Origin of the sequence: Planococcus beigongshangi (genome assembly GCF_016820495.1) — a bacterium.
Classification (GTDB): domain Bacteria; phylum Bacillota; class Bacilli; order Bacillales_A; family Planococcaceae; genus Planococcus; species Planococcus beigongshangi.
Map to the genome: position 1 here is coordinate 424,138 of NZ_JADHDU010000002.1, position 22,378 is coordinate 446,515.

The 22,378-nt window shown below is 48.0% G+C and carries 21 protein-coding genes and 1 tRNA gene; 1 reads left to right on the forward strand and 21 read right to left on the reverse strand.

Annotated features, from left to right (window positions below; all coding sequences use genetic code 11):
• Positions 1–176: 176 nt before the first annotated feature.
• The 21 genes from hemL to IQ294_RS06335 form a co-directional block, all read right to left on the reverse strand.
• Entirely contained in the window at positions 177–1,463 is a 1,287-nt protein-coding gene (gene hemL, locus IQ294_RS06235) for a glutamate-1-semialdehyde 2,1-aminomutase (protein ID WP_203333140.1), read from the reverse strand.
• Positions 1,464–2,444: a porphobilinogen synthase gene (gene hemB / locus IQ294_RS06240; RefSeq protein WP_203333141.1), complete on the reverse strand. Its 981-nt coding sequence runs from the start codon at positions 2,442–2,444 to the stop codon at positions 1,464–1,466.
• The gene (locus tag IQ294_RS06245; protein ID WP_203333142.1) at positions 2,441–3,142 is read right to left on the reverse strand and encodes a uroporphyrinogen-III synthase; all 702 of its coding nucleotides are present in this window, start codon (positions 3,140–3,142) and stop codon (positions 2,441–2,443) included. The genes hemB and IQ294_RS06245 overlap by 4 nt, the downstream gene beginning before the upstream one ends.
• On the reverse strand, positions 3,135–4,064 hold the full coding sequence (gene hemC / locus IQ294_RS06250) for a hydroxymethylbilane synthase (protein ID WP_203333143.1): 930 nt from the start codon (positions 4,062–4,064) through the stop codon (positions 3,135–3,137). Before hemC ends, IQ294_RS06245 begins: the two co-directional genes overlap by 8 nt.
• 16 nt (positions 4,065–4,080) lie before the next feature.
• Positions 4,081–4,911 (reverse strand): cytochrome C assembly family protein, encoded by an 831-nt coding sequence (locus tag IQ294_RS06255; RefSeq protein ID WP_203333144.1) that lies wholly within the window; start codon positions 4,909–4,911, stop codon positions 4,081–4,083.
• Between the two features lie 84 nt (positions 4,912–4,995).
• Positions 4,996–6,369 (reverse strand): glutamyl-tRNA reductase, encoded by a 1,374-nt coding sequence (gene hemA, locus IQ294_RS06260; protein WP_203333145.1) that lies wholly within the window; start codon positions 6,367–6,369, stop codon positions 4,996–4,998.
• Positions 6,370–6,912: 543 nt separating this feature from the next.
• Complete coding sequence (yihA, locus tag IQ294_RS06265; RefSeq protein WP_203333146.1) at positions 6,913–7,494, reverse strand: ribosome biogenesis GTP-binding protein YihA/YsxC; 582 nt, start codon at positions 7,492–7,494, stop codon at positions 6,913–6,915.
• Positions 7,491–9,818, reverse strand: coding sequence for an endopeptidase La (lon, locus tag IQ294_RS06270; protein ID WP_203333147.1), 2,328 nt, complete (start codon positions 9,816–9,818; stop codon positions 7,491–7,493). Before lon ends, yihA begins: the two co-directional genes overlap by 4 nt.
• Positions 9,819–10,027: 209 nt before the next feature.
• Positions 10,028–11,347 carry an ATP-dependent protease ATP-binding subunit ClpX gene (gene clpX / locus IQ294_RS06275; RefSeq protein WP_203333148.1) on the reverse strand — a complete coding sequence of 440 codons (1,320 nt, stop codon included), beginning with the start codon at positions 11,345–11,347 and terminating at the stop codon, positions 10,028–10,030.
• A 165-nt stretch (positions 11,348–11,512) separates the two neighbouring features.
• Positions 11,513–12,826 (reverse strand): trigger factor, encoded by a 1,314-nt coding sequence (gene tig, locus IQ294_RS06280; RefSeq protein ID WP_203333149.1) that lies wholly within the window; start codon positions 12,824–12,826, stop codon positions 11,513–11,515.
• A gap of 101 nt (positions 12,827–12,927) precedes the next feature.
• The gene (locus IQ294_RS06285; protein ID WP_203333150.1) at positions 12,928–13,905 is read right to left on the reverse strand and encodes a tetratricopeptide repeat protein; all 978 of its coding nucleotides are present in this window, start codon (positions 13,903–13,905) and stop codon (positions 12,928–12,930) included.
• Between the two features lie 194 nt (positions 13,906–14,099).
• Complete coding sequence (locus tag IQ294_RS06290; protein WP_203333151.1) at positions 14,100–14,690, reverse strand: YdcF family protein; 591 nt, start codon at positions 14,688–14,690, stop codon at positions 14,100–14,102.
• Between the two features lie 204 nt (positions 14,691–14,894).
• A tRNA-Arg gene (locus IQ294_RS06295) sits at positions 14,895–14,968 on the reverse strand.
• A 149-nt stretch (positions 14,969–15,117) separates the two neighbouring features.
• A complete protein-coding gene (locus tag IQ294_RS06300) occupies positions 15,118–15,717 on the reverse strand; it encodes an XTP/dITP diphosphatase (RefSeq protein WP_203333152.1) in 600 nt (199 codons plus the stop codon).
• Positions 15,714–16,463, reverse strand: coding sequence for a ribonuclease PH (gene rph, locus IQ294_RS06305; RefSeq protein WP_203333153.1), 750 nt, complete (start codon positions 16,461–16,463; stop codon positions 15,714–15,716). The genes IQ294_RS06300 and rph overlap by 4 nt, the downstream gene beginning before the upstream one ends.
• 82 nt (positions 16,464–16,545) lie before the next feature.
• Positions 16,546–17,349, reverse strand: a complete 804-nt coding sequence (gene racE / locus IQ294_RS06310) for a glutamate racemase (protein WP_203333154.1) — start codon at positions 17,347–17,349, stop codon at positions 16,546–16,548.
• A gap of 10 nt (positions 17,350–17,359) precedes the next feature.
• Positions 17,360–17,812, reverse strand: coding sequence for a MarR family winged helix-turn-helix transcriptional regulator (locus IQ294_RS06315; RefSeq protein ID WP_203333155.1), 453 nt, complete (start codon positions 17,810–17,812; stop codon positions 17,360–17,362).
• 75 nt (positions 17,813–17,887) lie between these two features.
• Complete coding sequence (locus IQ294_RS06320; RefSeq protein WP_203333156.1) at positions 17,888–18,355, reverse strand: acyl-CoA thioesterase; 468 nt, start codon at positions 18,353–18,355, stop codon at positions 17,888–17,890.
• A gap of 166 nt (positions 18,356–18,521) precedes the next feature.
• The gene (gene sdhB / locus IQ294_RS06325) at positions 18,522–19,289 is read right to left on the reverse strand and encodes a succinate dehydrogenase iron-sulfur subunit (RefSeq protein ID WP_203333157.1); all 768 of its coding nucleotides are present in this window, start codon (positions 19,287–19,289) and stop codon (positions 18,522–18,524) included.
• 32 nt (positions 19,290–19,321) lie between these two features.
• Entirely contained in the window at positions 19,322–21,070 is a 1,749-nt protein-coding gene (gene sdhA / locus IQ294_RS06330) for a succinate dehydrogenase flavoprotein subunit (RefSeq protein ID WP_203333158.1), read from the reverse strand.
• A 45-nt stretch (positions 21,071–21,115) separates the two neighbouring features.
• The gene (locus IQ294_RS06335) at positions 21,116–21,724 is read right to left on the reverse strand and encodes a succinate dehydrogenase cytochrome b558 subunit (protein ID WP_203333159.1); all 609 of its coding nucleotides are present in this window, start codon (positions 21,722–21,724) and stop codon (positions 21,116–21,118) included.
• 203 nt (positions 21,725–21,927) lie between these two features.
• On the opposite strand from IQ294_RS06335, the gene IQ294_RS06340 reads away from it, so the two are divergent.
• Positions 21,928–22,329 carry a YslB family protein gene (locus tag IQ294_RS06340; protein WP_203333160.1) on the forward strand — a complete coding sequence of 134 codons (402 nt, stop codon included), beginning with the start codon at positions 21,928–21,930 and terminating at the stop codon, positions 22,327–22,329.
• Positions 22,330–22,378 lie beyond the last annotated feature (49 nt).

Consider the following 22,378-nt stretch of genomic DNA (forward strand, 5'->3'; position numbering starts at 1 on the left):
TAGAAAGGGAGTTTGAAAGCCAACTCCCTTTCTAGCGAAGTGCTGAGATCCACTCGGGCGAAGTGGAACGAGCACGAGTTTTGGAAAGCGAAGCTGTTTTGCGGAATATCGACTATCAATTCTTACCCCATCAAAAAACAGCCGGAAAAAATTCTCCCGGCTGTCTCTCCTCTTTATTAACGTGCCAGTTTTGCGAAGACAGTATGGAACGCTTCAACAGTTTTGGCGATGTGTTCTTCGGTATGCGCTGTTGACAGGAACATGCCTTCGAACTGGGACGGCGGAAGGAAGATGCCTTCGTCAGCCATCAGTTTATAGTAATCCGCAAACAACTCCAGATCGGATGTTTTGGCTGTTTCAAAATCGACGACCTGTTCGTTTGTGAAGAAGAAGCCGATCATCGAGCCCGCACGGTTTACGGTGTGTGGAATATTGTATTTCTCAGCCGCTGCACGGAAGCCGGCTTCCAGCTGATCCCCGCGTTCGATGAACGTCGTGTAGCTGTCTTCGCTGAGGCGTGACAGGGTTTCGAATCCTGCACGCATCGCCAGTGGATTTCCGGACAGGGTCCCTGCCTGGTAAATCGAACCGCTCGGTGCAACCTGCTGCATGATTTCACGGCGGCCGCCGAATGCGCCGACCGGAAGCCCGCCCCCGATCACTTTGCCGAGGCAAGTCAAATCAGGTGTTACGCCGTAATAGCCCTGCGCGCAATTAAAGCCGACCCGGAATCCGGTCATGACTTCATCAAAGATGAGGATCGTGCCGTTTTCAGTCGTCAGGTTGCGGAGCTCCTGAAGGAAACCTTCATTCGGTGGAACGACGCCCATATTGCCGGCAACCGGTTCAACGATTACAGCGGCAAGGTCATCGCCGAATTGGCGGAACGCTTCGCGGACGCTTTCCAGATCGTTGTATGGAACCGTGATCGTGTTTTGTGCGATCGACTCCGGAACGCCCGGTGAATCCGGCAGGCCAAGTGTCGCAACACCTGAACCCGCTTTGATCAGGAGGCTGTCGCCGTGTCCGTGGTAGCAGCCTTCGAATTTCAGGATTTTATTGCGTCCTGTATAACCGCGGGCTACACGAAGCGCACTCATCGTCGCTTCCGTACCGGAAGAAACCATGCGCACCATTTCAATGGAAGGAACACGTTCCATCACAATATTCGCCATGTCATTTTCAAGAACAGTCGGCGCTCCGAATGAAGTGCCGAGTTCTGCCGTTTCCTGGATCGCTTTTACGACTTCAGGATGGGCATGCCCCAAAATCAGCGGCCCCCAGGAAAGAACGTAATCGATATAGGTATTGCCGTCGATATCAGTGATCGTAGCGCCATTTCCGGATGCCATGAAAATCGGATCCATATTGACGGATTTAAATGCGCGTACGGGTGAGTTGACCCCGCCTGGCATCAATTTCTTCGCTTCATCGAATGCTGCTATTGATTTTTCGTATGCCATTTATTTCCCCTCCAGCCAGCGTACCGCATCTTTCGCGTGGTACGTCATAATGATATCCGCTCCAGCGCGTTTCATACTGAGCAAAGTTTCAAGAACGATTTTCTCTTCATCGACCCAGCCATTCAACGCAGCTGCTTTGACCATCGCATATTCGCCTGACACGTTATAGGCAACGATCGGCAAATCGAAATTATCACGCACTTCGCGGATAACGTCCAAATAGGACAGTGCCGGTTTCACCATCAGGTAATCGGCGCCTTCTTCAACATCTGAAGCTGCTTCGCGCAGGGCTTCGAGGCGGTTTGCCGGATCCATCTGATAGGTTTTGCGGTCACCGAACTGCGGTGTTGAATGCGCGGCTTCACGGAATGGACCGTAATAGGCGGAAGCATATTTCACTGCATAGCTCATGATCGGGATATGCTGGAATCCTGCTTCATCCAGACCATAGCGGATTGCTGCCACGAAACCGTCCATCATGTTCGACGGAGCGATGATGTCAGCACCGGCTTTCGCCTGGGATACAGCTGTCCGGGCAAGAAGATCGAGCGATTCGTCGTTCAGGACGATACCGTTTTCGATCACGCCGCAGTGCCCGTGGTCGGTATATTGGCACAGGCACGTATCAGCGATGACCAGTAGTTCCGGATGGCGCTCTTTTGCAAAACGGATCGCTTCCTGTGTGATCGCATGATCGTGATATGCTTCAGAACCGACTGCATCTTTATCATTCGGCACGCCGAACAGGATGACAGAAGGAATTCCAAGATCTACGACTTCATCCAATTCTTCACCCAGGCGGTCCATTGAAAAATGGAATACACCAGGCATCGATGAAATCTCCTCTTTGATATTTTCGCCTTCAACGACGAAAATCGGGTAGATGAAATCTTCTTTGTGAAGTCTTGTTTCACGCACCATCGCGCGAATGTTTTCGGATCCGCGCAATCTGCGGTGACGGTTGAATTTCAAATCTTTCATGCTTTGCCTCTTCCTTTCGCTATTTCGTTGACGATATTCATATACGTATAATCAGCGGGTACAAAGTCGACATGGCCGCCTTCATCGAGGATCGCCTTTTCAGTTACATGGCCGATCGCCGCTATCTCTATATCCTTCCAATCCCCTCCGGCTTTCCGGTAAGCGGAAACTGCCGAAGGGCTGGCAAAGATAATCGTTTGATGTTTCATGTTCTTCAATTGCTGTGCGTTTTCCAGCTTCAGGCTGGTGTCGTAAATCGTCCATTCATCGACCGGCAGCGGCATCGCTGCGATTGTATTCTTCGCAAGCGCCCCTTTTATGAATAAACATTTCTGTCCGTCTGCGATTTCCGGAAATTCTTTCACGAACCAGTCGGCGCTGTAGACGGTCGGGATGAAATCCACCTGATAGCCGTTTGCTGAAAGGACCTCAGCCGTCTTTTCGCCGACAGCAGCGATTTTAAAGTCAACCGCCGCCCGCAACTGGCAAAACGCGGCAGCACTTGTGCGGCTGGTGAAAATGAGCCAGTCGTATTCGGAGAAATCCGGCTTTTCCGCAGCGCGGATCGATGTCTCGATCAACGGCAGATAGACTGCTTCCCCGCCGAACTCTTCGACGCGTGCTGCAGCCTCAGCCGGCAAGGTCGAACCGGTGAAAACGATCGTTGTGCCTTCGAGCGGCTTTTCGCTCTTACACATTGCTCTCAGCGATGACGCGCTGGATCAGGTCATAGCCGCCCTGTCCGCTGATTTTCTCTGCAACGATACGTCCCGCTTCAACCGGATCTTTATCCGTTGCCGTCTCTTTATAGACCTGGTCCGCTTCCGGTGAAGCAATCAACCCGGTGAATGTGATTTCACCATTCTCAACCGTCGCGTATCCTGCAATCGGAACCTGGCAGCTGCCGTTCATGTCTTTCAGGAATTTACGCTCTGCATTCACTGCAAGCATTGTATCTTCATCATTGACTTTGGCAAGTTCTGCAAGTAATTCCGTATCATCTCCACGGCATTCGATCCCAAGTGCGCCTTGGCCGATAGCCGGCAGGCAGTCTTCGATACTCAGGAATTCAGTGACGATGTCATCTTTCCAGCCCATCCGCTTCAAACCGGCTGCCGCTAAAAGAATGGCATCGAACTCTCCTGACCTTAACTTTTCAAGACGTGTATCGATATTGCCGCGGATCCACTGGATATCAAGGTCCGGACGCAGTAAAAGCAATTGTGAACTGCGGCGGAGGCTGCTCGTTCCAACTTTTGCCCCAACCGGCAGATCCATGAATTTTATATGGTCATTGGCGATGAAGGCATCCCGCGGATCTTCACGCGGCGGCACACAGCCGATAACGAAGCCTTCCGGCAGCACTGACGGCATATCTTTCATGCTGTGGACAGCAAAGTCGATTTCCTTATTGAAAAGGGCCTGCTCGATTTCTTTTACGAAAAGGCCTTTACCGCCAACTTTTGACAATGTCACGTCAAGGATGCGGTCGCCTTTGGTTATGATTTCCTTGATTTCAAATTCGAAAGGCGCTCCTGCAGCCTTCATTTTTTCGATGAACTGGTTCGTCTGCGTCAACGCGAGCTTACTTCTTCTAGATCCTACGATAATTTTTCTCAATTCAATCCAACCTTTCCTAATACCAAAAATGGAATTCCGATAATCGGCTGCCGAGGAAGAAATTAATCAGCAGCACTAAAAATGCATATATATGAGCCATTGAATAGGCAAAGCCGTTCAGCGTGCCTTTCCGGTGGCGCCATAAAACGAAGCTGTAGACGACCAACAGGATAAACGAACCGACGATTTTCAAATCGAAAATCGAAAAATCGACAAGCGCTATGTACGCCCACTGGAATCCGAGCACAAGTGACACAAACAGCAGCGAAATGCCGACGCCGATCGAAATCGTCATGCCTTTTTCCGTCTGCCCGAGTGATGGCAGGCTTCCCCATTGTTTCGTCCATTTCTTCTTCTTCAGCATGCGGTATTGCAATACATGGAGCAGGGAAAAAACGAACGACAGTGAAAATGCAGCATATGACAGGATCGCAAAACTGATGTGGATAAACAGCAGTTCAGAGATCAGCGCCTCCCCAACCGGCGAACGGTCGATCTGCACCGGTGCGAATGTATGGATGGTCATGAAGATGAAACCAATGATATTCAGCAGGAATACTGCAAAATCAAAACGGTAAAAAATCCTCAATACCAGTGATAACGTGACCAGCAGCCAGGCATAGAAATAAATGCCTTCAAACAACGATAAAATCGGGAAACGCTGCGTCTCGATGATATAAAACACCAGAAAAACCGTCTGCATCAGCCATACGACGCCAAGCAGCGACATCGCGATCCGAGCCGCCCTTTTCTCTTTATATATATAATCCAAAAAATAAAAAACAAGGCTGACAGCATATAGAATAACCATAGCTTCGTGCAGCCTTGCCATTGTTATATCAGCCATCCCATTCCCCTTCATTTCCATAGTTAAAGGCGCTTCGTATCTACATTTTAACATATAGATCCGAAAACGCCTCTCTCTAACCGATTAGAATGAATATCCGGGTTGTTCCTGTTTTTGCTTTTGCTTGTCTTCCGCCGCTTTTTTAGATTTAGCCATGGCAGCGAGCGACTGCTTTTCAATCTGTACTTCGACTTCATCTTCTATACCGAAAATCTTCTGGAACAATTCCAGCTGCTCACGCGATTTCGGTGAGCCGCCCATTTCCTTCGCCTGAAGGATCGGCTCTTTCAATAATTGGTTGATAATCGATTTCGTATGTTTGTTCAGGATTTTCTTCTCGCGGTCTGTCAGGTCCGGCATCTTGTTCTCGATGCTCGCCATCGTTTCCGCCTGGATGCCTAGCGCTTTCTCACGCAAAGCTGAAATCACAGGCACTACGCCAAGAGTCGTCAGCCAGTCATTGAACTGTTCGGCTTCCTTGTCGATCATCGTCACGATTTCCGTAGCCGCGCGTTCACGCTCAGCGAGGTTGGCGTTGACGATGCCCTGCATATCATCGATATCGTATAGGAACACATTCGGCAAATCGCCGATACGCGGATCCATATCACGCGGCACGGCAATATCCACAAGGAATAAAGGCTTGCCTTTACGCAATTTCTCCACGAATTGCATCAACTCAAGGTCGATGACGAAATCCTGGGCACCTGTAGAGGAAATCAGGATATCCGCTTCCAACAGCGCACATTGCAATTCATTCAACGGTTTTGCACTGCCGCCGAATTTATCGGCCAGCCCGACCGCTTTTTCGAATGTCCGGTTGATGACCGTGATGCGGTCCGCTCCGCTGCCCTGAAGATTCTTAATCGCCAGCTCGCCCATTTTACCGGCCCCGAGGATGACAACATGTTTATTCTTCAATGTACCGAAGATCTTTTTACCGAGTTCCACAGCTGCATACGACACCGATACGGCATTTTCACCGATCGCTGTTTCCGTATGCGCTTTTTTCGCAAGCGTAACTGCTTGCTTGAATAATTGGTTGAAGACCGTTCCTGTCGTCCCGATTTCCTGGCCGGCAAGGAAACTGCCTCTCACTTGTCCAAGAATCTGCGTTTCACCAAGGACCATCGAATCGATCCCTGCTGTTACGCGGAAAAGGTGCTCGACTGCTTCATCTTTTTCGTGGACAAATAAATACTGCGAAAACGCCTCCTGCGGAATATTGAAATAATCCGCCAGGAACTGCTTCACATAATATTTTCCAGTATGGAGCTGGTCGACCACAGCGTAGATCTCCGTGCGGTTGCACGTAGACACGATGACGTTCTCCAATACGCTTTTCTGTTTGTTTAAGGCCTGCATCGCCTGCGGAAGTTCGTTTTCGATAAATGACAATTTCTCGCGGATCTCAACAGGTGCAGATCGGTAATTCACCCCGACTACTAGTGTATGCATGGGTTCAAAACACCTTTCACGTTCCATATTTCATATAAATAAGTATACCACTATCGGGGCATTCTAAGCCTCCGGAATTGTGAACAAGCAATGAAGTATGTTTATTTAGAATGATTATAAACTAATTCTAGCATTGGTCATATTGCGGGACAAGGATTAAGCTCTTATTCGAATTTGTCAGTTAACTTGGCGGCTGAAATGGGGCGTGGAGCGAGTTTTTGGACAGGCGGGGGCGGGTTCGCGGGTTCTATGATCATTCAAACGGTTCTATGATCACTCAAACGATTCTATGATCACTCACACGATTCTATGATCACTCACACGATTCTATGATCATTCAAACAGTTCTATGATCACTCGGCTCAAAAAATTGATCGGCTCAACCGATATTGCCGACTCAAACATCTTCATCTAATGAAAAACCACAGATTTGAAAGCAGTCCGCATCCGCGGACTGCCCAGTGGGCGGGGTCAGCCCCGCCCGGTCCCTTGACCAGCCATCTTTTCCACAAAAAAAGCGCAGCCTGGGCTGCGCTTCATCGCTTACATTCTTTTTTCGATTTCTTTCCAGGCTTCGTCGAAACCGAGTCCGGTTTCGGATGAGAAGATGATCAACGGATCTCTTTTATCCATTTCCAAGGTTTCGCGGACAATTTTCTTATGCTTGTCCCATTTGCCTTTTGGAATCTTATCCGCTTTCGTCGCGATGATGATGCACGGGATATCATAATGCTTCATGAAATCATACATGGCCACATCATCATTGCTCGGCGGATGGCGCAGGTCGACAATCTGGATCACTGCCCGCAGCGGTTCACGGTCTGTGATATAACGCTCGATCATCTTGCCCCATGCTTCGCGCTCGCTTTTCGAAACTTTGGCATAGCCATAGCCGGGAACATCCACATAGAAAAGCTTTTCTTCTATCTTATAGAAGTTCAGTGTTTGCGTCTTGCCCGGTTTTGATGAAGTGCGCGCCATGCTCTTGCGGCCGATCATTTTATTGATGAAGGAAGATTTTCCTACATTTGAGCGTCCTGCCAGTGCAAATTCCGGCAGGCCGTCTTCCGGATACTGGTCTGGACGCACGGCACTTATTACTAGTTCTACATTATGAACTTTCATTTATTTTCTCCTTCTAAAGCGATTTCGAGCGCTTCGTCTGCTTCGGAGACAAACTTGAACGTCAATTGTTCACGGACGGTATCCGGAATATCTTCGATGTCGCGTTCATTCTCCATCGGCAGGATGATTGTCGTAAGCCCTGCACGGTGTGCACTCAATGTTTTTTCTTTTACGCCGCCGATTGGCAGGACACGGCCACGCAAGGTGATTTCACCCGTCATGCCGACTTCGCGGCGAATCGGACGTTTCGACAAGGCGGATACCAATGCAGTCGCAATCGTAATCCCGGCTGATGGGCCATCTTTTGGAACAGCGCCTTCCGGAACGTGGATGTGAATATCATGGGATTCGTGGAAATTCGGATCCAGGCCAAGCGACTCGGCTTTCGAACGCACGAACGACAAGGCCGTCTGCGCTGATTCCTTCATGACATCGCCAAGTTTACCGGTCAATTGCAGTTTTCCTTTGCCCGGTGACAGGGCCACTTCGATCTGCAGCGTGTCGCCGCCCACACTCGTGTAGGCAAGGCCCGTCGCAACGCCGACCTGATTTTCGGTTTCAGCCATGCCGTAACGGAATTTGCGTTTGCCCAGATATTCTTCGACTTCCGACTCCGTCACTTTGACGGACGTCTTATCCTTTGACACGATTTCTTTCGTCACTTTACGGCAAATCGATGCCAGCTGACGCTCAAGTCCGCGGACGCCCGCTTCTCTCGTGTGGTAACGGACAATCGCAAGGAAAGCATCATCTGTAAATTGCAGCTGATCAGGTGTCAGACCGTGTTCGGCAATTTGTTTCGGCGCCAAATGATTCTTAGCGATTTCCATTTTTTCCGCTTCGGTATACCCTGCAATCGAAATGACTTCCATCCGGTCGCGCAGCGGTCCTGGAATCGTGCTGAGATCATTCGCTGTGGCAATGAAAAGCACGTTCGAAAGATCATAAGTTTCTTCTATATAATGATCGCTGAATGAATTATTCTGTTCTGGGTCCAATACCTCCAGCATCGCTGCAGATGGATCTCCTCTGAAGTCATTCGACATTTTCTCGATTTCATCCAAAAGGAATACCGGATTCACCGTACCCGCTCGTTTCATTCCCTGAATAATCCGGCCCGGCATGGCGCCGACATATGTGCGGCGGTGGCCGCGGATTTCCGATTCGTCACGTACGCCGCCCAGGGAGATCCGGACGAATTTGCGGTCGAGTGATTCGGCAATGGATTTTGCAAGCGACGTTTTACCGACGCCCGGAGGCCCGACGAGGCAAAGGATCGGTCCGCGCAGTGATTGAGTCATCTGCTGGACAGCCAGGTACTCAAGTACCCGTTCTTTTACTGTCTCAAGCCCATCATGATCACGGTTCAAAACTTCTTCCGCGTATTTGATATCGAGGCGGTCTTCGGTCTTTTCAGACCATGGAATGGTGACTAACCACTCGATATAATTGCGGATAATGCCGCTTTCCGCTGCCGCAGAAGGCAATTTCTCGTAGCGATCAAGCTCTTTCAACGCGGTCTTCTTCGTCGACTCCGGCATACCGGCTGCGTCGATCCGTTTTTTCAAATCGGATACTTCGCCTGTTTTGCCGTCTTTATCGCCAAGTTCCGTCTGGATCGCTTTCATCTGCTCCCGCAGATAGAATTCTTTTTGCGTCTGTTCCATCGCTTTTTTGACGCGCTGATTGATGCGTTTCTCCAAATCGAGGACTTCGTGTTCATTATGCAGACGGCCGATCAGCATCTCCAGACGCTTGCTGATGTCAAAAGTTTCCAGTATTTCTTGCTTGCCTGCCATCTTCAAAGGCAGGTGCGATGCCACCATATCAGCCAGCCGTCCCGGTTCTTCGATATCTTCCACTGTCTTGAATGTTTCGTTTGTAACCTTTTTCGATGCTTTGGAATATTTTTCAAAATGCTCAAGCAATAAACGCATCAATGCATCCTGCTCGGCATCCTTTTCAGTTTCATCGGGGAATGAAGTCACTTCCACCATCGAGAACTTTTCGCCCTCTTCATACGATTTCCACTGGCCGCGCTCAAGTCCTTCAACCAGTACACGGATGGTGCCGTTCGGCAATTTCAGCATCTGTTTGACATAGGCAAGCGTACCGATGCGTTGCAGATCCTCTTTCGCCGGCTGTTCCAGATTGATATCCTTTTGGGTCGCAAGGAAAATAATATTGTCTTCAAGTAAAGCCTGTTCCAATGCAGCCACTGAACGCTCGCGTCCGACATCGATATGCAAAACCATTGTCGGGAAAACAAGAAGTCCACGCAGCGGCAATAAAGGCACCTGTCTTGTAACTTTCTTCTTAGCCATCTGTAAGCCACCTCCGGGAGTGTGTGTCTATAAATATATTTCTAAGTAAGTGGGTCTAATGAATTCACTTCAGAAGGACGCTTTCCGCAGGGAGCTAGTCCTGCAGGAGCCGCCTTCTTCCGTTCATTCATTTATAGAAGATTCAATTAGATATGAAGCAAAACAGGAGCACGGTTTATGAATCACTCTGTTTTGCGTAATACCGGTTATTAACTGAATATAAGAATATAAAAACCAAAAAAATGGACTGGCCCAGACCGCGCGGATGTTTTCTCATTATTATCTGCAATGTATTCAGTGCCATCTTCCAACATGAGTTTTGGCTGAACTTTTTCAGTGATTGTCTCTTTTGTGATGATGCATTCCACGATATCTTCACGCGAAGGCAAGTCGAACATCACATCAAGCATGACATTCTCGATGATTGAGCGAAGACCGCGGGCACCTGTTTTGCGTTCGATCGCCAGTTTCGCGATTTCCACAAGCGCTTCGTCTTCAAACGTCAATTCGACACCGTCAAGTTCCATCATTTTCTGATATTGCTTGATCAATGCGTTTTTCGGTTCTGTCAGAATCTGCACCAGGGCATTTTCATCCAATTGCTCGAGGCTTGCCAAGACCGGCAAACGTCCGATGAATTCTGGAATCAGGCCGAATTTGAGCAGATCTTCCGGAATCAATTGGCTGAGCAATGATTTCTCGTCGACTTCCTCTTTGTTCGGATCTGCACCGAAACCGATGACTTTATTGCCCAGACGGCGTTTGATGATCTGATCTACTCCGTCAAAAGCACCGCCCACGATGAACAATACGTTCGTCGTATCGATCTGGATGAATTCCTGATGCGGATGCTTGCGGCCGCCTTGCGGTGGAACGCTTGCAGTCGTGCCTTCAAGAATTTTCAGCAATGCCTGCTGAACACCTTCACCCGATACATCACGCGTGATTGACGGGTTCTCTGATTTACGGGCCACTTTATCGATCTCGTCGATATAGATGATGCCTTTTTCAGCGCGTTCAACATCATAGTCTGCAGCCTGGATCAGTTTAAGCAGGATGTTCTCGACGTCTTCACCGACATAGCCGGCTTCCGTGAGGGATGTCGCATCCGCTATGGCGAACGGCACGTTCAAAATGCGTGCCAGTGTTTGCGCCAATAGCGTTTTCCCGCTTCCTGTCGGTCCGATCAAAACGATATTCGATTTCGAAAGTTCAACATCGTCGATCTTGCTTTGGGAATTGACGCGTTTGTAATGGTTGTAAACGGCTACTGCCAGCGATTTTTTCGCTTTATCCTGGCCGATTACATAGTTCCCAAGGATATCCATGATCTCTTTCGGTTTTGGAACTTCCTTGAACTCAACCGCTTCTTCGGTACCCAGCTCTTCTTCCACGATTTCCGTGCAGAGCTCGATACATTCGTCACATATATATACACCTGGTCCTGCAACCAGTTTTCGAACCTGTTCTTGAGGTTTGCCACAGAAAGAACATTTCAGATGGTCTTTTTCGTCATTAAATTTGAACAATGTATTCACCCCTATTCAAGCCATAATCTTACAAGATTCCAATGCGTAGAGCAACTAATTAGCTTCAATGCCGCGCTTTAAAACTTATGTGTTATCAATGGTCTTCTATGTAGAGAAAACAAGGCACGTCTCCGCGCCTTGTCCTATTTTTTTGCTATGAATAATTTATTCTGCGCTTTCAGCGTTTTCCACTTCAGTAGTGATGTTCGCATTTTCAACAAGGAATTCAACTGTGTTCTGCATGCGAATATCGTTTTCAAGCATTTCAGTGCCGCCAAGTGCAGCTTTGATCTGCTCGATATCCATATTGAACTGGCCAGCCATCTTCTCAAGCTCTTTATCGATATCTTCAGAAGTCACTTCCATGTTTTCAGCTGCAGCAATTGCTTCCAACGTCAATGAAACACGTACGCGCGTTTCTGCGTCGCCTTTCATCTGCTCACGAAGAGCCGCTTCGTCCTGTCCAGAGAACTGGAAGTACAATTCAAGGTTCATGCCTTGCTGAGTCAACCGTTGTTCGAAGTCCTGCATCATGCGGTCCATTTCTGAATCGATCATTGCCTGCGGAATATCGATTGTTGCGTTTTCAGCTGCTTTTTGAACCAATTCGTCACGTAAAACGGCATCGGCATTAGCGGCTTTATCAGCTGCAGCTGCTTCTTTCATTTTCGTGCGGAGTTCGTCAAGACCTGAAACTTCAGCATCGATTTCTTTTGCGAAGTCATCGTTCAATTCAGGAAGTTCTTTTGCTTTCACTTCGTTAACTTTCACTTTGAACGTTGCAGCTTTTCCTGCAAGTTCAGCAGCGTGGTATTCTTCAGGGAAAGTCACTTCCACATCTTTTTCCTCGCCTGCTTTAACGCCTACCAATTGCTCTTCGAAGCCTGGGATGAACGAGTTAGAACCGATTTCAAGCGAGTAGTCAGTGCCTGCTCCGCCTTCAAACGCTTCTCCGTCTACAAATCCTTCGAAATCGATGACAGCTGTATCGCCTTCGACGATCGCTTCGTCTTCTTTGACAGCAAGTTCAGCGAAACGCTCTTGGTTCTCTTTCAATTTGCCTTCGATTTCTTCGTCAGTCACTTCAGTAGCCGGTTTAGTCACTTCTAGGCCTTTATATTCGCCAAGCTGAACTTCCGGTTTAACAGTCACTTTAGCAGTGAATACAAGCGGCTGGCCTTTTTCGATTGTTTCGATGTCGATTTCAGGGCGGTCAACCGGGTTGATCCCCGCTTCTTCTACAGCGTTTGCGTAAGCATCCGGCAAGATGAAGTCAATCGCATCCTGGTACAAAGATTCTACACCAAAACGTTTTTCGAACATTTGACGCGGCATTTTCCCTTTACGGAATCCTGGTACGTTGATTTCCTTAACGACTTTCTTGAACGCTTTGTCAAGTCCTGCGTTTACTTCCTCGGCTGGAACTTCGACTGTAAGTGTTCCTGTGTTACCTTCTTGCTTTTCCCATTTTGCTGACATATATAAGCCCTCCAAACATTTTTTACAAAGTCATTCTCTCGTTTATACGAATTTAGACAACTTCAATATTATATCATACCTGATACGAGGTTCAACTATTTCTATTCATTGCGCATTTCAAACCACATTTCGGCCTGGACGATCAGCTGATGCAAGTCTTCGGCGCCTGTTAAATTCCCTTGTCCGGTGAACAATCCTTCCAGATAGGAAAGATACGCTTCCGCCACTTCTTTTTCATCGTAATCATCCATCAGGAATGGATAGAACAGATAGACATGGCGTTCGAACAGTTCATTGACCATTTGGAGACGTGTCGGATCTTTTACCAGCTGCTCAGCGAAAATCTCCTTTATGCCTCTTACCCGCGGACTGTTTTTCGGATCCGGCAGATTTGCGATGCTGAATTCCTGATTCCAGTGATATTTATGTATGTTCGCTTTTGCGTGGATCTTTTCCTGATGAAGGATGAACAGTATGTATGTCTTGGTCAAATAATCAATATCCGGATGTTCGACAAGCGCTATCATTTTCGCTGTCAGCGCTTTGAATGAGGAATGCGGAAGCTCCATCACTTTCCGTTCCTGTTCATAAGGTTTCAGCTTCAGGAACTTTTCCGTCGAGAATTGGTCTGCATCGATCTTTTCAATTGATTTGGAAGCGATCCGTTCATTCAGATCCCGCAGCAAGTGAAATTGTTCCAGCCGTTCCGCCGGCAGCACATTTTCCTCGATCAACGCTTCGATCACGCTCTCAGCTTCTTCAAACTCACGCACCTGCATTAAAATGCTTATGTATAGCTCCATCGTTTCCAGGTAATGGATCGGTCCGACATTCAACAGCTCCCTGCAGACTTCGAGCGCCTCCTCATAATCCCCCAGCTCATAGAGGCAATAGGAATAAGCGCCAAGCGCCGCCGGATGCTCCGGTTCATAAGTCAGCACCTGGTAGAGCCCGTCCCTTGCCTCTTCATACCGCTCCTGCTTCAAAAGCGTCATGCCTTCGGTCAGCAGCCGGCTGATCGTTGTCGGGAACACCACCACATTGCCTTTCCTTTTCAGATCCCTGTATTTTTTACGCATGCAACTCACCTCCCTCGCACAATGCTCCTTACCTCTACAGCATTGCCTAAATAAAAAATTTTTAAACCTGTCCTCAAGTGCGCCAGCCGTTGCCCTTGTCTGCTTGTCCGGTTTATTTTACTATACCACTCCTAAAATGATTTCAATGCAAAAATAAAGAAAAAACCCTTTCAGAAGAAAGAGTTTTTAATGCATCAATCACCGATCGAAAACGAGTACGCGACGTATGCCCCGATTTCACGGAAGAAAAAAGGCACGATCGTTTTCAATGAATTATATTCCGACGTCTGGGTCGGCGAAGCAAATACATCGAAGCCGGTATCCTCAGCCATTTGTATCGCCCGCTTCATATGGAGCGGATCACTGACGACCAGGAAATTCATCAGGCCGTTGATATTGGCCAGCTCTTCCACATAGCGGAAGTTTTCGATCGTCACGAGCGAGCGGTCTTCTATGTAGATATCTTCTTCCGGAATGCCGTGGGCCATTGCGTAGGTTTTTGCTACGACCGATTCGGCGAGTTCCGAGCCGTTCGTTTTGCCGCCAGTGAAGATGATTTTTTCTACATAATCATTTTCATACAGCCAGATCGAATGGTTGATGCGTTCGCGGAACACAGGCGACGGTTCATCTCCCCATACCGCGGTGCCGAGGACGATCGCAGCGTCCGCATGCACCAGTTCGTTCGTCTCTGCATATGTCCAAATATCGTAAGCGGCATTGCCGCTGAATCCTATCAATAAAACCAAGGTGGCCAATGCTATCTTAAGTGGAAGTTTCATCATTGCCGGTTGTTCATCCTTTTTTATTTCATGGGTCCTGCCGAAATCCGCATATTCTCCGATCAGGCCATCTACAGTTTAGCAAAATAGAGGGCATTAATGAATGGATTTCACGGAAATAGAATTCCGTTTTTCAAGGGGTTCACAAAATGCTCAAAGAAAAACCTCCCTGCCAATAAATGGCAGGGAGGCTTTCTCGCGTTTTTACGTCCCAGGAGCGATTCGAACGCCCGACCGACGCCTTAGAAGGGCGTTGCTCTATCCAGCTGAGCTACTGGGACATTGCTTTGAAATGAAATGCATTTTCTCACTGCTTGGCAGCGGCTGATGCATTCTATTTCGAAAGACAATTTTAATTATAGAAATGTTTCTCTGAAATGTCAACGCTATTTTAAAAAAACATTATAATTTATATAAAATCACTTGTAGCTTAGTTATTGCTTAGGCCAGGCATCGCTTTCCCTAGTTCACGAATAGCATTTCCACGATGCGAAATAGAGGCTTTTTCCTCTGGTTTCATTTGCCCCATCGTTTTATCCAAAGATGGCACATAAAAAATCGGATCATAGCCAAAGCCGTTATCGCCTTCGCGTTCAGTGGCGATCAATCCTTCACAGACACCTTCGAAGAGCTGCGTCTTCTCTCCAGGTGCTGCCAGTGCCAATACACAGCGGAAACGGGCTGTCCGCTCCTCTTCCGGGATCTGCACCATTTTTTGAAGGACTTTGTCGATATTGGAGCTGTCGTTCTTCTGTTCACCCGAATAGCGTGCAGAATAGACGCCCGGTTCGCCTCCAAGCGCATCGATTTCAAGGCCGCTGTCGTCTGCAATGACGGTTGCCTGTAGTTCTTCAGCAATCGCAACAGCTTTCAGGATCGCGTTTTCTTCGAATGTTACGCCTGTTTCTTCGACGTCCATATGCGGAGCGACGTCATGCAATGTTAGCACTTTATAGCCCATCGGCTCGAGCAATGCTTCAAAATCTTTCGCTTTGCCTTTATTTTTTGTGGCGATGATGATCTCTTTCATAGTTCCGACCTCGTTTCTTCTCCGATTCTCAGTGCCATGTCACCTAAAACCTCTTTTTGGATTTCTATCAGACGCTGGATTCCTTGTTCTCCAAGATCCAATAATTCATTCAATTGCGCGCGTGTGAACGTCGATTCCTCACCCGTCCCCTGCAATTCAACAAAATTGCCTTTGCCTGTCATCACCAGGTTCATATCGACTTCAGCTGTTGAATCCTCGATATAATCCAGATCCAGAATTGCGCCGTTGTCTTTTGTGATGCCGACACTTGTCGCTGCCAGGAAATCGGTAACCGGGAATGCCGGCAACTCCAATTTGCTGATGGCCATCACCATGGCGACATACGCGCCGGTGATTGACGCTGTACGTGTGCCGCCGTCCGCCTGGATTACATCACAGTCCAGCCACAGTGTACGTTCGCCCAGCTTATCCAGGTCGACCACTGCACGGAGCGCACGTCCGATCAGACGCTGGATTTCCATCGTACGGCCCCCGATTTTACCTGCCGATGCCTCTCGGCGATTACGGCTGCCCGTCGCACGCGGCAGCATCGAATACTCCGCGGTGATCCAGCCTTTGCCCTGGCCTCTCAGGAACCCGGGGACCTTTTCTTCGATGGTAGCGGTACAGATCACTTTCGTCTGGCCGACCGTAATCAGCACAGACCCTTCAGGATGAATCAAATAATCTGCTTCAATATGGATGGGACGGAGCTCGCCCGGATTTCGTTCGTCTGTTCTTGTCATGGATATCCTCCTTATATTTACTCGAATAGCGTACCATATTTTTTTATGGGCGACAAAAAACCCGATGACCAGGCCATCAGGTTTAAAGGAATTTTATTTGGCGGACATCCGGATGTTCGATCGCAAGCCATTTCTCTATGATGGACCGGAAAATCGCCATGGAACCTGACGTGTAAAATTTATGCACAGGCTTATGGCCGGTTTCAGCCAGCATATGCTGGAAGCGCAGATGATTTTCGACATCTTTTGCCGTCTCGGCGGCAGAGGACAGGACAGTCACCGACGGACCGACTTCCTTTTCGATGAAGCGCTGAAGCAGCGGATAATGCGTACAGCCGAGAATGACCGTATCAAACGCTTCAGCTTTCAAAGGCGCCAGCGTCTCCCTGACCATATTCCGCGCAAACTCCCCTTCATATTCATCACTTTCAACGAGAGGGACGAATTTCGGGCAGGCCAATTGCGTAATCTGGCAGGATGATTTCAACGACTTCAAAGCATGTTCATATGCTCCGCTCTTCACTGTGCCCTCCGTGCCCAGAACCGCAATCTGGCTGTCATGCGATGCCTTCATCGCTGCACGGGCTCCCGGAAAGATGACGCCGATCACCGGAATCGGCAATTGCTTCTGCAGGCTGTCGAGCGTGGCCGCAGTTGCCGTGTTGCATGCAATGACGAGCAGTTTGATATTCTTCCCCATTAAAGCACGCGCCATTTGCCATGTATATTTCCTTACTTCCGCCTGGGGCCGGGGTCCATATGGACATCGGGCATTATCCCCGATGTAGATCAGCTTTTCATGCGGCAGGAGACGCATGATCTCTTTTGCCACCGTCAGTCCTCCGACACCTGAATCGATCACTCCGATTGGCGCATTTGCTTGCATGATTCCGCCTCTATTTCATGTTCGTGTGCAATTTCTCCAACAGGAATGAAAATTGCTCCACTTCGTCTTCGCTGAATTCAGTCAATACATTCTGCAGGTAGTCCCGGCGTTTCTGGATCACTTCTTCGATGATCCGCTCGCCTTCTTTCAATAATTTGATGCGTACGACTCGGCGATCCTGTTCTTCGCGGATGCGCACAACAAGTTCATTCTTTTCCATGCGGTCCACCAGATCGGTCGTCGTGCTGAATGCCAGATACATTTTGTTCGACAGATCGCCGATCGTCATGTCGCCATGTTCGAAAAGCCATTGCAACGCGATGAACTGAGGCGGCGTAATGGTGTAGGAATTCAGGATTTCCCGTCCTTTCTGCTTGATGATGCCGGAAATATAGCGCAGTTCCTTTTCCATGAATGCAACGCGTTCTTGGTCATGCGGGATGCCATTTGTGTTTTCATTCATAATCCATGTCCACTCCTTGAATACAACTATTATTTTATATAGTGAAGGTTTTTGATTTATTTAGCAAGAAGAGACTTAAATTTCCGCGGAAATCATCTGCTTGTTTTCAAACAGCTCTTTTTCTTCCAGTGTCCACGGATGGCCTTTGCCTGTAGCTTTTGAAATCTGCACCATAGCACCTCTTCCGGTAAAGCAAGTCTCCCCTTTTGCGTTGACAACCCAATAATGGACATCGATCGACGACCTGCCGATGGAAGCGATTTTCACGTAGACATCCAGCATTTCATCAAAATAGACCTGCTGTGTGTAATCGACTTGCATGTCGGCTATGACCGGGAATAAATCACCGTTCCCTTTCAGCCATCTCTGCATGAGGCCGAGTTCCTTCATATATTCAATGCGCGCAAATTCAAAATACGTGATCGGCACCGTATTGTTGACGTGACCGAACATATCCGTCTCTGAAAATCGCACTTGCACTGGTGCTGAAAAGTTGAATTCTTTTTTCCATTGGTCAAAATCGGTAATGTAATTGGCTTTCATACCCTTGCCTCCAGTTAAATTTCAGATACTATTTTATCAGTATAACAAAAACAGCACTGGCAGGCTCTCATTTTCATTTTTCGAAGCTATGATATTGATAATTATCTGCCCCCATTCCACTGGCAATAAAAAAACCTCCACAAATGTGGAGGTTCTGGCTGATCGATCAGACTGCATGGTCGCTTCCGAAGAAGTTGCGGAACATTTGAACAGTCGTTTCACGGTTCAACGCTGCGATTGAAGTTGTCAAAGGAATACCTTTAGGGCAAGATTCAACACAGTTTTGTGAGTTACCGCAGCTTGCAAGGCCGCCTTCGCCCATGATAGCGTTCAGACGCTCGTCACGGTTCATGGCGCCAGTCGGATGCGCGTTCATCAAGCGAACTTGTGAAAGTGGCGCAGCTCCGATGAAATCGGATTTTTCGTTGACGTTCGGGCATGCCTCAAGGCAAACACCGCAAGTCATACATTTTGAAAGTTCGTAAGCCCATTGGCGTTTACGCTCAGGCATACGTGGACCTTCGCCAAGATCATGCGTTCCATCGATCGGAACCCAAGCTTTGACTTTTTTCAATGAATCGAACATGCGGCTGCGGTCAACGATCAAGTCGCGGACAACAGGGAATGTTTTCATCGGCTGTAAACGGATCGGCTGTTCCAATTGGTCGACAAGAGCTGTACACGACTGGCGTGCTTTACCATTGATGACCATTGAACAAGCTCCACAAACTTCCTCAAGGCAGTTCATGTCCCAGTTTACAGGTGTCGTTTTCTTCCCTTCCATATTGACAGGGTTGCGGCGGATTTCCATCAATGCCGAAATGACGTTCATGTTCGGACGGTAAGGCAATTCGAATTTCTCGAAATAGGACTCTTTATCAGTTGAATCACGGCGTTCGATTTCGAATATTACCGTTTTTGCTGCTTCACCCATAGTAATTTTATCTCCCTTCTTTGACTCAAAACTTATGCTTTGGCTGAATAATCACGCTTGCGCGGCGGAATCAGTGAAGTATCCACATCTTCATAATGGAAGATTGGCGCATCGTAGCCATTGAATTTCGCCATAGTCGTTTTCAAGAATTCTTCATCGTTACGTTCCGGGAAATCAGGTTTGTAGTGAGCTCCGCGGCTCTCATTGCGGTTCAACGCTCCAAGTGTGATCACTCGTGCTAAATGTAGCATATTTTTCAGCTGACGTGTGAACATTGCGCCTTGATTGCTCCAGAGTTGTGTATCTGTGATGTTGATATTATTGAAACGCTCAAGCAATTCCTGGATTTTCTCGTCCGTTTTCTGAAGACGATCGTTGTAGCGTACAACTGTAACGTTATCCGTCATCCACTCACCAAGTTCCTTGTGAAGGACATAAGCGTTTTCCGTACCATTCAATGACAGGATCTCATCCCATTTGCGCTGCTCTTCAGCAACCGCAGCATCAAAGATGTCTTCCGGCATATCTTCAGCAAGCACTTCAAGGCCTTTGATGTAATCAAGCGCATTTGGTCCAGCAACCATTCCGCCGTAAATTGCGGAAAGAAGCGAGTTTGCGCCCAGACGGTTTGCACCGTGCTGAGAATAATCACATTCGCCGGCAGCCAAAACGCCTGGAATGCTAGTCATCTGATGGTCATCAACCCATAATCCGCCCATTGAATAATGGACTGCCGGGAAGATTTTCATCGGAACTTTCCGTGGGTCATCGCCTGTGAATTTCTCATAGATCTCGATGATTCCGCCAAGTTTGATATCTAATTCTTTCGGATCTTTGTGTGACAGATCCAGGTAAACCATGTTTTCACCGTTGATGCCAAGCTTTTGGTTAACGCAGACATCGAAGATTTCGCGGGTCGCGATATCACGGGGAACCAAGTTACCGTAGGCCGGATATTTTTCTTCGAGGAAATACCAAGGTTTTCCGTCTTTATATGTCCAGATACGTCCACCTTCACCGCGTGCCGATTCAGACATCAAACGAAGTTTGTCGTCTCCCGGAATCGCAGTCGGGTGAATCTGGATAAATTCACCATTTGCATAATAAGCGCCTTGCTGATAAACGATAGAAGCCGCTGAACCTGTGTTGATCACAGAGTTCGTCGATTTTCCGAAGATGATTCCAGGTCCGCCGGTAGCCATGATGACAGCATCGCCGCGGAACGCTTTGATTTCCATTGTCGTCATGTTCTGTGCAGTGATTCCGCGGCTGACGCCGTTTTCATCCAGAACAAGTCCAAGGAATTCCCATCCTTCGTATTTCTGTACAAGACCGCTTACTTCGTGGCGGCGCACCTGCTCATCAAGTGCATAAAGCAATTGCTGGCCAGTCGTCGCACCGGCAAATGCCGTTCTGTGGTGCATCGTTCCACCGAAGCGGCGGAAATCGAGCAAGCCTTCAGGCGTACGGTTAAACATGACGCCCATGCGGTCAAGCAGGCGGATAATCGCTGGTGCCGCATCTGTCATCGCTTTGACTGGACGCTGGTTGGCAAGGAAATCCCCGCCGTATACCGTGTCGTCAAAGTGGATATCCGGTGAATCGCCTTCACCTTTTGTATTTACCGCTCCGTTGATGCCGCCCTGTGCACACACTGAGTGGGATCTTTTAACCGGAACGATGGAAAATAAATCGATTGACGCGCCAGCCTCTGCGCCTTTAACAGCCGCCATTAAACCGGCAAGCCCGCCACCGACAATTATAAGTTTGCCTTTCGCCATTTTGGTATTCACTCCTCTTTTAATTAACCAATGATCGATTCGTTATTAAACGAATGCCAATAAAGCGCGGACACCGATTACAGACAATACTACAAACACCAGAAGTGTGAAGTAAGTCGAATAACGCTGAGCTTTCTCGGATTGAGTAATTCCCCAAGTAACCAGGAATGACCACAGGCCGTTCGCCAAGTGGAATACCGCTGTGATTACACCGACAACATAGAATGCGAACATCCAAGGGTTGCCTAAAATATTGGCCATCATGTTGAAATCGGCTTCAGCGGCACCGATTGCCACCTGGAAGCGCGTTTCAAATACGTGCCATGCGATGAAGACCACAAGGAATACTCCCGTATAACGCTGGGCAGTAAACAGGATATTGCGCATATAGCTGTAATGTCCCGGATTGTTCTTTGCAGTGAAAGCTATGTATACACCGTAGAAAGCATGATACATAATCGGCAGATAAATAACGAAAATCTCCAGGAAGATTACGAACGGAAGGTTCGCCATGAAGTGGGATGCGTTGTTAAATGCCTCAACACCTTGTGTTGCGAAGTGGTTGACGATTAAATGCTGTGTAAGGAATATACCGATAGGAATGATTCCGAGCAATGAATGCAACCTGCGCAATAAAAATTCACGATTTTCCAAAACTTTTACCCTCCTCAAAACATTAATAAGGCAGCAAACAGAGCAATCGATATTTTACGAAAGCATCCATTGACTGCATAAATCATCATGATACAATAATATGACATATTTATTGTACTCCGCTCAATTAGGAGCGTCAAGGCAACTTGCCTTTATTCAGAAGATTCCCTTCGGGGTTTCTACATATTGAAAGTTGGTTTACGATGACTGTTAAAGAACCTGAAATCACCGATCATTTCGGTTATGAAATTATTCGCGATTATGTATTATCAGATATTCTGGGCAAACACGAAAGCGACCTCCTCTATTGGGCCGGCAAATCACTCGCCCGCAAATTCCCTCTTTTTTCATTGGACGAGGCGGCCGGATTCTTTGCCGAAGCCGGATTCGGCAAATTGGTGCTCGAAAAATCCGGAAAAGGCGAAACGACCTTCGTTCTGCACCCTCTAAAGGTGGAAAACCGCTGCTTCAAGTTGGAGGCCGGCTTTTTGGCGGAGCAAAAGCAGAAAATCGACGGTTTCTTGACGGAAGCATATGAAGAAGTGCTGCCGCGGAAGAAAATTGTCCGAATCACCTTAAAAACAGACGTGCGCGAACTCTTTTGAATGGAATATGAAGTCGATCTGGCCGTCTCACGGGTGTGGGGCGGTTTTT